Below are 15,141 nucleotides of genomic sequence, written 5' to 3' on the forward strand. Positions count from 1 at the left end.
TTTATCTGCTTCGCGTCACTATCTATCCGGTAAACTGGCACAAAGGTAGTGGGAATTTCTGTATTTTGGGTTATTTACAAAATTTCTCACAGTTTAAGCCGTGATCTGCACCTTGTTTTTAACATCTCGTTAGCACCTTTCCTCGCCTTCCCTTAGCCAAGCCATTACACTTCGCAACAACTCTGCACCAGCGGGTAACCAGGGTGGTTGCCTCTGCGTCGGTGGTTAATGTCGTCCGATAAGGAATATAAAAATGGCATTGAAAGACGCCCCTACCTCAGTTCTGCTCGAAAACGTTCTCAGCTTGATCCATCAGAAGTTGCCCAAAAACAGCGCCTCTCTGGTCGAGCGCTTCGTTGCCAAGTTCTACGGCAACATGGCGAGCTCCGACCTGCACGATCGCAATGACAGCGATCTCTACGGCGCGGCCCTGAGCCTGTGGAATGCCCTCAATCAGCGCAGCGGTACCGATCCCTACATCCGGGTCTACAATCCCGAGCTGACCCGTCACGGCTGGCAATCGCCCCATACCATCGTCGAGGTGATCCTGCAGGACTCCCCCTTCCTAGTCGACTCCATCCGGATGGCGCTTAAACGGCTCAATATCACCGCCCACATGATGCTGCACCAACCGCTGCACCTCATTCGCGGTGCGGATGGCAAGATTGACGCCATTCTGGAACTCGACAACACCGACGGCCAGACCTCGGTTGAAACAGCATTCCTTATCGAGATCGATCACCTCACCAGCGAGGAGCAGATGGCCGCGCTGGCTGCCGAGCTCAACTCGGTGGCCGGTGAAGTGGCGCTTGCCGTGGGCGACTGGCAGCCCATGCTGGCCAAGCTCAATGAGATCATCGACGAACTGCCCAAGCGCAAGCACCCGGTCAGCAAGGAGGAGGTGGCCTCCTGCGTTGCCTTCCTCAAATGGGTGGCTGCCCACAACTTTACCCTGATGGGGTATCGCCGTTACGACGTCAAGGCGGTGGAGGGGGATCACGAGATCCTGCCGCAGGCGAGCTCCAGTCTGGGGCTGATGAAGAACTCCATCAAGGAGGTGGGTCAGCGCCTTGGCAACATGCCGGCCAGCGCCCGTCACGCTGCTCTGAGTTCTGACCTGCTGATCCTCACCAAATCCAACAGCAAGTCCCGGGTGCACCGTCCGGCTTATGTGGATTACATCGGCATCAAGCGCTTTGACGAGCATGGCAAGGTGATCGGGGAAGATCGCTTCATCGGCCTCTACGCCTCTTCCATCTACAACACCAGCGCGACCCAGATCCCGCTCATCAGCCATCGTCTCGAACGCATCATGGCCGCCTCCGGTCACGAGAAGGGCTCCCACGCCTACAAGGCGCTGCTCAACGTGCTGGAAACCTATCCCCGTGACGAGCTGATCCAGGCCCGTGAAGAGGAACTACTGGCTACCGGCCTTGGCGTGCTGGAGATGCAGGAGCGGGACATGTTGCGGCTGTTCGTGCGCCGCGACGTGTACGGCCGTTTCTTCTCCTGCATGGTCTATGTCACCAAGGAGCGCTACAACACGGCGCTGCGGATCAAGACCCAGCAAATTTTGCAGAAATATTTTGGCAGCAATGAAGAGGTGGAGTTCAACGTCTACTTCACCGAAGGCGTGCTGGCGCGGACCCACTACATAGTGCGGGTCAACAACAACAACGTGGATGTGGATGTGAACGAAGTACAGAACAACCTGATTGAAGCGGCCCGCAGCTGGGACGACAGACTCGACTCCGTGCTGCTTTCCCACTATGGCGAGGCTCGTGGCAACGAGCTGCGCCGCCGTTTCAGTACCGCCTTCCCCCGTGCTTACAAGGAAGATGTGTTGCCTGGCTCTGCCGTGGCCGACATCATGGCGCTCGATAACCTGAGCGAAGCCGAGCCGCTGGGCATGCTGTTCTACCGCGCTCAGGAGGAGGAGAACGACCGTCGGGTACGGCTCAAGCTGTTCCATCGCACCGAGCCCATTCACCTCTCCGATGTGCTGCCGATGCTGGAGAACATGGGGCTGCGGGTGATCGGCGAGACCCCGTATCAGGTACGCACTCCGGCTGGCGATCTGTTCTGGATCCTCGACTTCTCCATGTTGCTGCACGGCGAGCAGCCCTTTGATCTGGCCCAGAGCCAGCAGCGCTTCCAGCAGGCGTTTGCCGCCATCTGGAACAAGCAGCTGGAAGATGACGGCTTCAACCGGCTGGTATTGGGGGCGGGACTTACCGGCCGTCAGGTGTCGGTGCTGCGCGCCTATGCCAAATACATGCGCCAGACCGGCGTCTCCTTCAGCCAGTCCTATATCGAAGAGACCCTGACCCGCTACCCGGATATTGCCCAACTGCTGTTTACCCTGTTCGAACAGCGCCTCGATCCTGCCGGCAAGCAAGATGCCAAGGTGCAGGCCAAGCTGCACGAGGAGCTTGCCGCCAAGCTGGATCAGGTGGCCAACCTGGATGACGATCGGATCATTCGTCGCTATGTGGAGATGATCGACGCTACCCTGCGCACCAACTACTACCAGTTGGACAAGGCGGGCAACATCAAGCCCTACATCTCCTTCAAGCTGGCGCCGTCCAGCATCACCGACATGCCGCTGCCGCTGCCCAAGTTCGAAATCTTTGTCTACTCACCGCGGGTGGAAGGGGTGCATCTGCGTTGGGGCAAGGTGGCCCGTGGTGGCTTGCGCTGGTCCGATCGCAAAGAAGACTTCCGCACTGAAGTACTGGGTCTGGTCAAAGCCCAGCAGGTGAAGAACACCGTCATCGTGCCGGTGGGGGCCAAGGGTGGTTTCTACTGCAAGCAGATGCCGGCGGGGGCCCCTCGCGCCGTTATTCAGGAAGAGGGCAAGGCCTGCTATCGCCTGTTTATCCGTGGTCTGCTCGATGTGACCGACAACATCATCGCAGGCGAGGTGATCCCGCCCAAATCCGTGGTGCGCCACGATGAGGATGACTACTACCTGGTGGTCGCCGCCGACAAGGGCACTGCGACCTTCTCCGACATCGCCAACGAAATAAGCCTCGAATACGGCCACTGGCTCGGCGATGCGTTCGCCTCCGGCGGCTCGGTCGGTTACGACCACAAGAAGATGGGCATCACCGCCCGTGGTGCCTGGGAGTCGGTCAAGCGCCACTTCCGCGAGATCGGCGTCAACTGCCAGACCACAGATTTTACCTGCGTCGGGATCGGCGACATGGCCGGCGACGTGTTCGGCAACGGCATGCTGCTCTCCGAGCACACTCGGCTGGTGGGTGCGTTCAACCACATGCACATCTTCGTTGACCCTACTCCGGATGCGGCCAAGAGCTTTGTCGAGCGCCAGCGTCTGTTCGATTTGCCGGGTTCCAGCTGGGATGACTACAACCGCGAGCTGATATCACAAGGGGGCGGCATCTTCCTGCGCTCGGCCAAGTCCATCAAGTTGAGCCCCGAGATGCAGACACTGCTCGGCACTGACAAGGCCAGCATGGCGCCGAACGAGCTGATCAAGGCGCTGCTTTGCCTCAATGTTGATCTGCTGTGGAACGGCGGCATCGGCACCTATGTGAAAAGCGCCCGTGAGAGCGATGGGGAAGTTGGGGATCGCAGCAACGACGCATTGCGAGTCAATGGTCGCGATCTGCGGGCCCGTATCGTGGGCGAGGGGGGCAACCTCGGCTTTACCCAGCTCGGTCGGGTGGAGTACGCCAGTCAGGGCGGTCGCATCAACACCGATTTTACCGACAACGTGGGCGGGGTGGATTGCTCTGATAACGAGGTGAACATCAAGATCCTGCTCAACCAATTGGTGGCGGCAGGGGATCTGACACTCAAGCAGCGCAACCAGATGCTTTATGAGATGACCGACGATGTGGCGCAGATCGTGATCACCAACGCCTATCGCCAGTCCCAGTCTATCTCGGTCACCAGCTTCCGCGGCTCTGAACAACTCAAAGAGCAGCAGCGCTTTATTCAGGGACTGGAGCGGGAAGGCAAGCTCGACCGTGCGTTGGAGTTCCTGCCATCCGATGAGGAGCTTTCCGAGCGGATGGCGGCAGGGCAGGGACTGACCCGCCCCGAACTGGCAGTGCTGGTGGCTTACGGCAAGATGGTGCTGAAAGAGCAGCTCAACTGCCCGGAAGTGACCGACGAGCCCTTCCTCGCTAACATGCTGGTCACCAGCTTCCCGGCCAAGGTGCAGCAGCAGTTTGGTGCACAGCTGGCCGATCACCCGCTACGCGGCGAGATCATCGCTACCCGGGTGGCAAACATGTTGGTCAATGACATGGGGCTCAACTTCGCCAGCCGGATGAAGGACGAGACCGGAGCCTCGGTGGCGGAAGTGGCCTGCTGCTTTGCCATGGCCCGCGAAGTGTTTGGCATGAACCAGCTGTGGCGCGATATCGAAGGGTGCGACAACCTGGTGGATGCCCAGACTCAGCTCGAGCTGATGTTCTACAGCCGCCGCATCGTGCGCCGTGCCACCCGCTGGTTCCTGCGCGCCCGCAATCGCAGCTGGAGCATCAGCGAGAACATCGCCTTCTTCCGTCCGGCGTTCGAGACCTTAGGGAAGCACCTTTACGAGGTGATGGATGAGAGCGAAGTGGCCGAGCATCGTCAGGCTGTTGCCAAGTGGATGGAGAAACAGGTGCCTGAAGCCATTGCCCGTCAGGTCGCCCATATGAGCAGCCTCTTCTCCAGTCTGGATCTGGCGCAGATTGCCGCCGAGCACAAGACCGATATCCTGCGTGCCGCCAATGTTTACTATCGCCTCGGTGCCAAACTGGATCTGCACTGGTTCCTCGACCAGATCAACCATCAGCCGGTCGGCAACCACTGGCAGGCGATGGCGCGAGCCTCCTTCCGCGAAGATCTGGACTGGCAGCAACGCAGTCTCACTTCTGTGGTACTGGAAGGGTGCAAAGATCAGGGAGAATGCGCTACCATACTGGCCGACTGGATTTCGGAGCATGAGCAACTCTTGTCCCGTTGGACCCATATGTTGGCCGACTTCAAGACCACCAGTACCCACGAGTTCGCCAAGTTCTCGGTGGCCTTGCGAGAGTTGAACCTGCTCCAGTTGAATTGTCGGGCACTTTAATTGCCAGATTAAGGCATGACACCGACATTACACCCAAAGCCCCGGCCAGTTGCCGGGGCTTTCTTTAAGGAGCAAAGATGTTGTACCCCATCGCCAGGCATTTCCTGTTCAAACTCAATCCGGAACAGGCTCACGATCTCTCCATGAAATATTTGCCCCGCCTTCTCGGTACGCCACTCGATTGTTTCTTCCGCCAGAATTTGCCGAAACGCCCCGTCACTGTCATGGGGCTTTCTTTTGCCAATCCGGTGGGATTGGCGGCCGGTCTGGATAAAGATGGTGAGTGCATTGACGCGCTGGGCGCCATGGGATTTGGCTTTATCGAGGTCGGTACCGTTACCCCCAGACCCCAGAGCGGCAATGACAAACCGCGTCTGTTCCGGGTTATTCCGGCAGAGGGGATCATCAACCGGATGGGATTCAACAACAAGGGGGTGGATCATCTGGTGGCCAAGGTAAAAGAGGCCAAATATCAGGGGGTCATCGGCATTAATATCGGCAAGAACAAAGATACTCCCATCGAACAGGGCAAGGATGATTACCTGATCTGCATGGACAAGGTTTATGATCATGCCGGTTATATTGCCGTCAATATCTCTTCCCCCAACACCCCGGGTTTGCGTTCGCTGCAATATGGCGAAGCGCTGGATGAATTGCTGGCCGCCCTCAAGGTGCGTCAGCAAGAGCTGGCCGCCCAATATAAAAAGTATGTGCCGCTGGCAGTTAAAATCGCCCCGGATTTAAGCCTTGAAGAAATAGATCAGGTGGCCGCTTCGCTGGTACGTAATGGCATTGATGGGGTTATCGCCACCAATACTACCCTCGAGCGCGAGATGATTTATGACATGCCCCACGCCGGTGAAGCGGGTGGCCTGAGTGGTCGTCCGCTGCAGCACAAGAGTACCGAGGTGATCCGTCATCTGGCCAAGGCGCTCAATGGTGCTCTGCCAATTATCGGGGTGGGTGGTATTGATAGTGCCATGGCCGCCCGTGAAAAATTGGCCGCCGGTGCCAGTCTGGTACAAATTTATAGCGGCTTTATTTATAAAGGGCCGGGGTTGGTCAAAGAGATTGTGACCAATATTTAAGAAATAGATGGCGGAGCCCTTTATTTGACGTTGCTGATTTCCTGCATATGGAATAAAGTCAACTGGTAATTATCAAGTAAGGGCTCCAACATGTTTATCCAACCGACCGATAGCTGGCAATGGCACTATGATGCCCAGAGTGACCGTCTGATGTTGGACCTGTCTGATAACATGTTATTTGCGACCGAGTATAAAGGGCGACAATTGGTGCCCAGCTCGTTTACGACCCAACCTTTTTGTGTCGATGATGCCGCCCTCTATTATCAGTTGATGGATAAAGCAGCCGAACTTGAGTGGAGTATTCCCCATCAGGTTCAGTTGGTGCTTAATGCCATCGCGGTCAGTCGTTTTTATAAACCACTGATGCCGCAAAGCTGGTTTTTTAGTGAACAGCATCCGCAAGTGATCCCGCAAAATGGTGATCTGGTCCTGATGAATACACCCCATGGCAACGGCGAATTTATGGTCATTGAGGCAGGGGATCAGGCTAGCGTTTGTTTGAACCTCACTCCCGATCTGGTATTGACCACCAGTAAAACCTTGCCGCGTTTTGGGGTGATCAAGGTGATGAATAACCGGATGAAAGCGCGTGTTATCGTGACCGAGCAATATCGTCAGGTCAGTTGATATATTTTCATCAATCTTTTTATCTCTGTGATTACACCGCTGCCTGTTTTTACTGTTGTCACCTTCTGATACTTCATTTATCCACGAACATCTTGCCCATTTTGATTGATCTTCATGGTTGTGAGCCAGCCTCTATTGAGGCTTGTTACAGTCACTTGCACCTTGTGTTCTGACCCACGCAGTGTCTTGGTCTTCCGTGCTGCAAACATGGTGCCTTCCTCTTGTTTTGTTCTGCTTGCGTAGTGCCTCCACCTCAGTGTCAACACATCACTCACTGCTGCGATTTTCTTCATACGACATTTTATGCTTGAAACGAGAGCCATTCTCACTTACATTTTGTTATAACATAACAAAATGGAGTTGCCATGAAGTCTCATATTCACCCGGATTATCGTTTGGTGCTGTTCCATGACACGGCGGCAGATGCCTTTTTCCTGGTCGGTTCAACCATCAAGAGCGATCGCCGCTATACGTGGCAAGACGGGAAGGAGTATCCCTATGTGTCGCTCGATGTTTCCAGCCAGTCGCACTCGTTCTATACCGGCAAGCAGAAGCAGGTATCGAGCGAGGGGAGTGTGGCCCGTTTCAACAAGCGCTTTGGCGCATTTTCAAGCAAGAAGGAGTCCTGAATGAAGGTCGTCTGTTCACTCAAATCCGCACGGGCACGTCATCCCGATTGTCAGTTGGTGCGTCGTCGGGGAAAATTGTTCGTGATTTGCAAAAGCAATCCCCGTTTCAAGGCTCGTATGAAGTGATCCGCTAAATGATGTCTGGCCCCATGATCTCGCCATCGGATAGTCATGGGGCCTTTTACCTTTTCGCCACCTATCAATCTGTTTCCATCCTGCTGTTTGCGCCGACTTTTGCATGCTCCAGCCCGCCTGATGAGGTATAATGCGGCACTATTTTTATGGGTTCCCCGTGAGCGTGATGAAAGAATTTTTTGCAACCTGCCCCAAGGGGCTGGAAAACCTGTTGGCCGATGAGCTGACCAATCTTGGCGCAGAGCAGGTCCGTGAGACCGTGGCTGGCGTCCATTTCAAAGGCGAACTGGCGATTGGCTACAAGGCCTGCCTGTGGAGCCGTTTTGCCTCCCGTATTGTGCTGGTGCTCTCCGAATTCCAGATGAACGACGATCTGGATCTCTATCTGGGCGCCCACACCATCCCTTGGGAAGAGCACTTCTCCGGTACCTCTACCATCGCGGTAGACTTTACCGGTACCAACCCTGCCATTCGCAATACCCAATATGGCGCGCTGAAGATCAAGGATGCCATCGTTGACCGCTTCACCAAGCGCGGTCACGTACGTCCTGACGTGGACAAGAAGTCGCCGGATATTCGCATCATGGCGCACCTGGGCAAGGGCAAGGCCAATATCACGCTGGACTTGTCAGGCCCGGCGCTGCATCAGCGTTTCTATCGTCAGGGCACCGGTGAAGCACCGCTCAAAGAGAACCTGGCCTGCGCCATGATTGCCCGTAGTGGCTGGGCCGGTGAGCCCATTATGGACCCCATGTGCGGTTCCGGTACCTTGCTGATTGAAGCGGCCTTTATCGCCGCCGACATGGCGCCGGCGCTGCGCCGCGAGCGCTTCGGTTTCGGTCGCTGGCTGCAGCACGATAGCGAGCTGTGGCAGAGCCTGATGATGGAAGCGCAAGTGCGCGCCAAACGTGGCATGCAGCGTTGCGAAGTAAAACTGTTTGGTTGCGATGCCGACCAGCGTGTGCTGCTCAAAGCCCGGGATAACGCCAAAGCGGCCGGTGTGGCCCACCTCATCACCTTCAAGCAGGCCGATGTCACCAAGCTGGAAAACCCGCTGCCGATGCCGACAGTGGAAGGGGAGGCCCGCCAGGTCGGTATGCTGATCTCCAACCCGCCCTACGGCGAACGTCTTGGCGAATTTCCGGCGCTGCTGGAAGTGCATCAGGCCCTCGGCGATGCCCTGCGTCGCAGCTTCCAGGGTTGGAAAGTCTCCATTCTTTCCGCATCGCCCGAGCTGCTCAGCTGTCTGCGCCTGCGCGCCGACAAGCAATATCGCCTGTTCAACGGCGCCCTCGAGTGTCAGCTGCGCAATTATCAAATCGCACTGGACTCCGTGGCTTCCCAGAAAGAGGTGGCGCAGGACTTTGCCAACCGTCTGCGCAAGAATCTGAAAACCCTCGAGAAGTGGGCCAACAAAGAGGGCATCGATTGCTATCGCATCTACGATGCCGACTTGCCGGAATACAACGCCGCCATCGACCGCTATCAGGACTATCTGGTGGTGCAGGAATATGCCGCGCCCAAAGACATCCCCGCCCAGAAGACCCGTCAGCGTCTGCTCGACATGGTTCAGGCTGCCATCAAGGTGACCGGCATGGATGGCGAGAAGGTGATCCTGAAGGTGCGCGAGCGTCAGGAAGGGAAACAACAGTATCAGAAGCTCTCCGAAGAGCAGCACCGGATGGAAGTGCAGGAGTACGGTGCCCGCCTGTGGGTCAACCTCTACGACTATCTGGATACCGGCCTCTTCCTCGACCATCGTCAGACTCGCCGCATGCTGGGTCAGATGGCGAAGGGCAAGCGCTTCCTGAACCTGTTTGCCTACACCGGCAGTGCCACCGTGCACGCAGGTCTTGGCGGTGCCAGCGAAACCACCACAGTCGACATGTCCCACACCTACCTGAACTGGGCGCAGGACAACATGCGTCTCAACTCGCTGGTGGGCCGTCAGCACAAGTTTGTCCAGGCAGATTGCCTGAAGTGGTTGTCTGAAGCCGATGATCAGTACGACCTCATCTTCATCGATCCGCCCACCTTCTCCAACTCCAAGCGGATGGACGAGAGCTTCGACGTACAGCGCGATCACCTGCTGCTGATGCAGCACCTGAAGCGCCTGCTGGCGGCGGACGGCACTCTGGTCTTCTCCAACAACAAGCGTCACTTCAAGATGGATCTGGCCGGTCTAGAGGCCACTGGTCTCAAGGCCCAGAACATCACCCAGAAGACGCGACCGAAGGATTTCGAACGTAACCAGCACATCCACAACTGCTGGATCATCACTCATGCGCCGGAGCAAGGCGAGGCGTGATGCTGACCCTGTTTCATACCGACGGTTGCCACCTGTGCGAGCAGGCCTGGGCGCTGGTGGAGGAGGCAGGCCTTGCCGCTACCACCTGCCAGCGCGACATCATGGATGATGAGCAGTGGCTTGCCGCCTATCGGGTGCGCATTCCGGTGCTGCGTGACGAGGCAGGCCGCGAGCTCGGCTGGCCCTTCACGCTGGTCGAGCTCAAGGGCTGGGCCGCACGTCAGGGGTGAGAGTGATTTGACGATAAAACGGGGGCAGACCCAGTCTGCTGCCCGTTTTTTTCATATGAAATAAGGAACATACATGGCTCTTTTAACATTGCACGGCGCATGTCTGTCGTTCAGTGATTTCCCGCTGCTCGACAATGCCGAATTGACCATCGAGCGGGGCGAGCGCCTCTGCCTGGTTGGCCGCAACGGGGCGGGCAAGTCCACTCTGATGAAGGTCATTGCCAGCGAATTGCCGCTGGACGACGGGCGTCTGGTGCTGCAGCAAGATTTGAAAGTGACCCGCCTTGAGCAGGATCCGCCTGCTTCCAGCGAGCTGACGGTGTTTGACTATGCCGCCGAAGGGCTGGCAGGGGTGGGGGAGCTGCTCAAGCAGTACCACCACATCTCCATGGAGCTGGCGAGCGATCCGTCAGACGCCAACATTCGCAAGATGAGCGAGTTGCAAGAGCAGCTCGATTATCAGAACGGCTGGCAGTTCGAGACCCGCATCAGTCAGGTGTTGACCCTGCTTGGTCTTGATCCTGACGTGACCCTCGACAGTCTCTCCGGTGGCTGGCTACGCAAGGTGGCGCTGGCCCGTGCATTGGCCTGTGATCCCGATCTGTTGCTGCTCGATGAGCCGACCAACCACCTGGATATCGAGGCCATCAACTGGCTGGAAGATTTCCTCAAGGATTTTCGCGGCGCCATCGTCTTTATCTCTCACGATCGGGAGTTCATCCACAAGCTGGCTACCCGGATCATCGATCTGGATCGCGGCGTGATCACCTCCTGGCCGGGTAACTATGACGAGTACCAGCAGGGCAAAGAGGAGTGGTTACGGGTCGAGGAGCTCAAAAATGCCGAGTTCGACCGCAAGCTGGCCCAGGAAGAGGTGTGGGTGCGTCAGGGTATCAAGGCTCGCCGTACCCGTAACGAAGGCCGGGTGCGCGCCCTCAAGGCGATGCGCATGGAGCGTACCCAGCGTCGTGAACTGCAGGGCAAAGCCAAGCTGCAACTGGACGAGGCGAGCCGCTCCGGCAAGCTGGTATTTGAGGCGGAAGGGCTGGGGCTCGACTTTGGTGATCGCACCCTGTTCGAGGGGCTGGATCTGCAGGTGCTGCGTGGCGACAAGATTGCGCTGGTCGGTCCTAATGGCTGCGGCAAATCGACCCTGATCAAGCTGTTGTTGGGTCAGCTTGAGCCGACCCGTGGCACCGTCAAGGGGGGCACCAATCTGGAAGTGGCCTACTTCGATCAGTACCGCGAGCAGCTCGATCCCGAGCAGACCGTGGTGGACAACGTCGGGGAGGGCAAGCAGGAGGTGATGGTGCGTGGCCGCTCCCGTCATATCCTCGGTTACCTGCAGGACTTCCTGTTCGAGCCCAAGCGGGCCCGTACGCCGGTCAAGGCGCTCTCCGGTGGCGAGAAGAACCGGCTGCTGCTGGCCAAGCTGTTCCTCAAGCCGAGCAACCTGCTGATCCTCGATGAACCGACCAACGACCTCGACGTCGAGACTCTGGAGCTGCTGGAAGAGCTGCTTTCCGACTACCCCGGTACCCTGCTGCTGGTGAGTCACGATCGTCGCTTCATCGACAACACAGTGACCGGCTGCTGGCTGTTTGAGGGGAATGGCCGTATCAGCGATTACGTGGGTGGTTACGCCGATATGATGGCGACCCGCGAACAGCAGAACGCTCAACAACAGGCCAGGAGTGCAGCGGTCAAGGCGCCCGAGCCGGTCGTTGCCGTCGCGCCAGAAGCGCCGAAGAAGAGCAAGAAGCTCTCCTACAAGCTGCAGCTTGAACTGGAAGGGTTGCCCGCTCGTCTCGAACAACTGGAAGCCGAGCTGGATGCGCTGCAAAGCGAGATCAACCAGCCAGGGTTCTTCTCGCTGCCGGCAGATAAAACCCAGCCGAAACTGGATGCGCTCAATGCCGCTGAAGCCGCGCTGGAACAGGCATTTGCTCGCTGGGAAGAGCTGGAAGGACTCAAAAATCAGGAGTAAGTTCCCTGTAATTAAAACTTAATCCAGTTCAGTGCCTTGTGTCACATAGCCCGGTTAGGGTGGAATTTTTTGTTTGACCGAGTGTGCTCGCAGGAGTAAAGATGAAAGCGACCGATGCAGAATTGGTCGCTTTTTTTGTTCCACGAAGAGGGTCGTAGATGATGAAGAGACAGAAGCGGGACCGTCTGGAAAGAGCTCGTGCTCGTGGTTATCAGGCTGGCGTGGTCGGCAAACAGAAAGAAGCGTGTCCGTATCAATGCCTGGATGCCCGAGGGCATTGGCTTGGTGGTTGGCGTGACGCCATGGAAGGGCGGGGCTCAGGCCTCTTCATGAAGTAGCAGGTACTTCATCACTCATTACAAAAGGAAAGGGGCCGTTGTGGCCCCTTTGCGTTAATGCTGTTTTACCACCAATCAGAGAGATCAGAATGCGGTGGTATCTTTGAACAGGCCCACTTTCAGGTCGGTGGCGCTGTAGATCGGACGGCCGTCGACTTCGACCACACCATCAGCAATCCCCATCACCAGCTTGCGGTTGATGACGCGCTTGAAGGTGATCTTGTAGGTCACTTTCTTAGCAGTCGGCAGGATCTGGCCGGTGAATTTCACTTCACCCACGCCCAGAGCACGACCCTTGCCGGGGCCACCTTTCCAGCCCAGGAAGAAGCCAACCAGCTGCCACATGGCGTCCAGACCGAGACAGCCTGGCATCACGGGATCACCCGGGAAGTGGCAATCGAAGAACCAGAGATCCGGAGTAATGTCGAGCTCAGCCAGGATCTCGCCCTTGCCGTGTTCGCCGCCGTTGTCATTGATCTTGACGATGCGGTCCATCATCAACATGTTGGGGGCAGGCAGCTGACTGTTACCCTCACCAAACAGTTCGCCACGGCTGCAAGCCAGCAGCTCTTCACGGGTAAAAGAGTTCTTGCCCTGTTCGCACAGGGAAAGGCGGGCTTCCATGGTGGTATTGTCTACGGTCACGCGGTATTTCCTTCAAATGGGTCAAAGCCGGGCCAATTTAGCTTACAGTTGTTCGCTAAACAACTCCGATCACTTCATCAGCGGCCAAACAGGCGCCCCAGCAGGGATTGCAGCAGTCCGACTTTGGCAGTGGAGCCGTTCAACTCGTCCAACCGCTCCTGAATACGGCCAAACAGGGTATCGGGCATATCAGGCTCACCGGCGACACAGCCAGTCAGCAACTCGATGGCCTCTTCCACATGATCCACCGGGTGGATGTGGAACTGGCCCGCTTCAACCGCTGCAATCACCTCGTCAGAGAGGTTCAGCTGCTGGATGTTGGTGCCCGGCAAAATGATCCCTTGCTTGCCGGTGATGCCGTGGATTTTGCACACCCGGAAGAAGCCTTCAATCTTCTCGTTGACGCCACCAACGGCTTGCACATTGCCAAACTGATCGACCGCACCGGTCACGGCGAAGTGCTGATAGATAGGCTGGCGGGCGAGGGCAGAGAGCAGGGCACACAAGCCGGTCAGTGAGGCACTGTCGCCATCAATTTCGTGGTAAGACTGCTCGAACACCAGATTCGCCGACAGGGGGGAGGGGTTCTCTGCACCAAATTTGTTGGAGAGATAGCCGTGGATAATCATCATCGCCTTGGCGTGGATATGACCGGCCAGCTCCGCTTTGCGCTCGATATCCGCCACATCGCCATCACCAAGGTGTACGGTCGCGGTGAGGCGCACCGGCTCGCCGAAGTCATAAGGGTGACCGGAGACCTGAATGACAGACAGGCCGTTGATCTGGCCAATCTCTTCGCCATCGGTTTGCAGCAGGATCTGGCCGTCGATAACCCCCTGATCGGACTGCTCAACCAGATAGTTGAGGCGGTAATCCTGCTCTTCCAGTGCGCCGCGGATATGCTCGTCAGTGACCACATCAGATTCCAGCTCCCGGGCCAGACTGTCAGCCATCCGCATGATGGCGGAGAGTTGCACTTCGGAGAGCGACAGCCACTCCTGATGGTCACAGAGGCGGCTAGCATGACGACAAAGGGCGGCGAGGGCGGCTGGTGTGAAGTCCAGCAGGCTCCAGCGCTGGCGCAGCCAAGCCAGGTACTGCAGAAATTCCTGCAGATCCTCTTCAATATTCACCTCTGACACCAGATCCGCGCGCAGGAAGATGCGCTCGGACATATCCCGATCCAGCATCTGGAACTCGGCCACGTCGAGTCGGTCACCAACCAGGATCAGCTTGAGCTTGATGGGGGTCGCTTCAGGCGCGAAGAAGGGTGTCAGGGTTTTCCCTTCCTGATAGGCGTTCCAGTCCAGCTCGCCTTTTTGCATGGCATTTTTCAGTTTGAACCAGAGGTGCGGCTGATCCAGCAGCTCATCCAGTTGCAAAATTAGGTAGCCGCCGTTGGCTTCGCGCAGCAAGCCAGGCTCCAACAGGTGCTGGTTGGCATACACAGAGCCTTGCTCGGTCTGGTAGTTGATGGAGCCAAACAGGGTATCCCAGTTGAGATCACGGCCATAAATTACCGGCGCTTCCTGCGCTTCGTGGTGGATCAGCAGGTTGATCAGAATGGGGTGCTGGAATTCCAGACCCAATGCCACGTGAGCCGCCAGATCGGAGAGGAAATCATCGATTTTCGGATCATTGTTCTGCTTGCGCATGATGCGGGTCACGATGCGTTCGGCATCGAGATGGTGGCTCAACAGCTTGAGCAGCTCGCCAACCATTTCGCAAAACTCAACGCCGGTGCCTGGTTGCAGGCGCAGCCAGATAGGCTTGTAGGGGTTGTTCAGATTCTCGGTGTAGCAGAGATCAAACAGGTCACCATCCTTGCCATGGGAGTCGGCAATCAGCGTCTGGCAAACGCCTTCGTAATCTGCGCCGGGGAACCCGTTGAGCAGCATGACCGGACAGTCACCATCAAAACTGGCAAGACGTTTGATGCCGGAAATGGCTCTGGGTTGCAGCGCAGCAAAGGTGATAGGTTCAAGCTCGCTAAGCTTGGGGAACTGTTCAATCGCAAAAGCGGGTTTTAATTGTTCTGATGTTAATTCAGCCACTTAAGACA

The 15,141-nt window shown here is 57.0% G+C and carries 11 protein-coding genes; 9 read left to right on the plus strand and 2 right to left on the minus strand.

Annotated elements, in window-relative coordinates; all coding sequences use genetic code 11:
* The first annotated feature begins 253 nt into the window (after positions 1 to 253).
* The 9 genes from ACW5XC_RS17690 (at position 254) to rmf (ending at position 12,434) form a co-directional block, all read left to right on the plus strand.
* Positions 254 to 5,092, plus strand: coding sequence for an NAD-glutamate dehydrogenase (locus ACW5XC_RS17690; RefSeq protein ID WP_042055005.1), 4,839 nt, complete (start codon positions 254 to 256; stop codon positions 5,090 to 5,092).
* Positions 5,093 to 5,169: 77 nt separating this feature from the next.
* Complete coding sequence (pyrD, locus tag ACW5XC_RS17695) at positions 5,170 to 6,180, plus strand: quinone-dependent dihydroorotate dehydrogenase (protein WP_005336601.1); 1,011 nt, start codon at positions 5,170 to 5,172, stop codon at positions 6,178 to 6,180.
* A gap of 90 nt (positions 6,181 to 6,270) precedes the next feature.
* Positions 6,271 to 6,807, plus strand: coding sequence for a cell division protein ZapC (locus ACW5XC_RS17700; RefSeq protein WP_042055006.1), 537 nt, complete (start codon positions 6,271 to 6,273; stop codon positions 6,805 to 6,807).
* Between the two features lie 365 nt (positions 6,808 to 7,172).
* Positions 7,173 to 7,436 carry a type B 50S ribosomal protein L31 gene (locus ACW5XC_RS17705; RefSeq protein ID WP_042055007.1) on the plus strand — a complete coding sequence of 88 codons (264 nt, stop codon included), beginning with the start codon at positions 7,173 to 7,175 and terminating at the stop codon, positions 7,434 to 7,436.
* Entirely contained in the window at positions 7,437 to 7,562 is a 126-nt protein-coding gene (ykgO, locus tag ACW5XC_RS17710; RefSeq protein ID WP_074042696.1) for a type B 50S ribosomal protein L36, read from the plus strand.
* A 139-nt stretch (positions 7,563 to 7,701) separates the two neighbouring features.
* Positions 7,702 to 9,879, plus strand: a complete 2,178-nt coding sequence (gene rlmKL, locus ACW5XC_RS17715; RefSeq protein ID WP_042055009.1) for a bifunctional 23S rRNA (guanine(2069)-N(7))-methyltransferase RlmK/23S rRNA (guanine(2445)-N(2))-methyltransferase RlmL — start codon at positions 7,702 to 7,704, stop codon at positions 9,877 to 9,879.
* Positions 9,879 to 10,109: a glutaredoxin family protein gene (locus ACW5XC_RS17720; RefSeq protein WP_042055011.1), complete on the plus strand. Its 231-nt coding sequence runs from the start codon at positions 9,879 to 9,881 to the stop codon at positions 10,107 to 10,109. The genes rlmKL and ACW5XC_RS17720 overlap by 1 nt, the downstream gene beginning before the upstream one ends.
* Before the next feature lie 73 nt (positions 10,110 to 10,182).
* The gene (gene uup / locus ACW5XC_RS17725) at positions 10,183 to 12,096 is read left to right on the plus strand and encodes an ATP-binding cassette ATPase Uup (protein WP_042055013.1); all 1,914 of its coding nucleotides are present in this window, start codon (positions 10,183 to 10,185) and stop codon (positions 12,094 to 12,096) included.
* Positions 12,097 to 12,254: 158 nt separating this feature from the next.
* The gene (gene rmf, locus ACW5XC_RS17730; protein WP_005315693.1) at positions 12,255 to 12,434 is read left to right on the plus strand and encodes a ribosome modulation factor; all 180 of its coding nucleotides are present in this window, start codon (positions 12,255 to 12,257) and stop codon (positions 12,432 to 12,434) included.
* 84 nt (positions 12,435 to 12,518) lie between these two features.
* Here the strand turns inward: rmf and fabA are convergent, their stop codons facing one another.
* Complete coding sequence (fabA, locus tag ACW5XC_RS17735; protein ID WP_005336586.1) at positions 12,519 to 13,079, minus strand: 3-hydroxyacyl-[acyl-carrier-protein] dehydratase FabA; 561 nt, start codon at positions 13,077 to 13,079, stop codon at positions 12,519 to 12,521.
* Between the two features lie 77 nt (positions 13,080 to 13,156).
* Positions 13,157 to 15,133: a Lon protease family protein gene (locus tag ACW5XC_RS17740; RefSeq protein ID WP_042055015.1), complete on the minus strand. Its 1,977-nt coding sequence runs from the start codon at positions 15,131 to 15,133 to the stop codon at positions 13,157 to 13,159.
* Between the last annotated feature and the right edge of the window lie 8 nt (positions 15,134 to 15,141).

The sequence above is a fragment of the Aeromonas sp. 25-AL00135 genome (genome assembly GCF_054052385.1).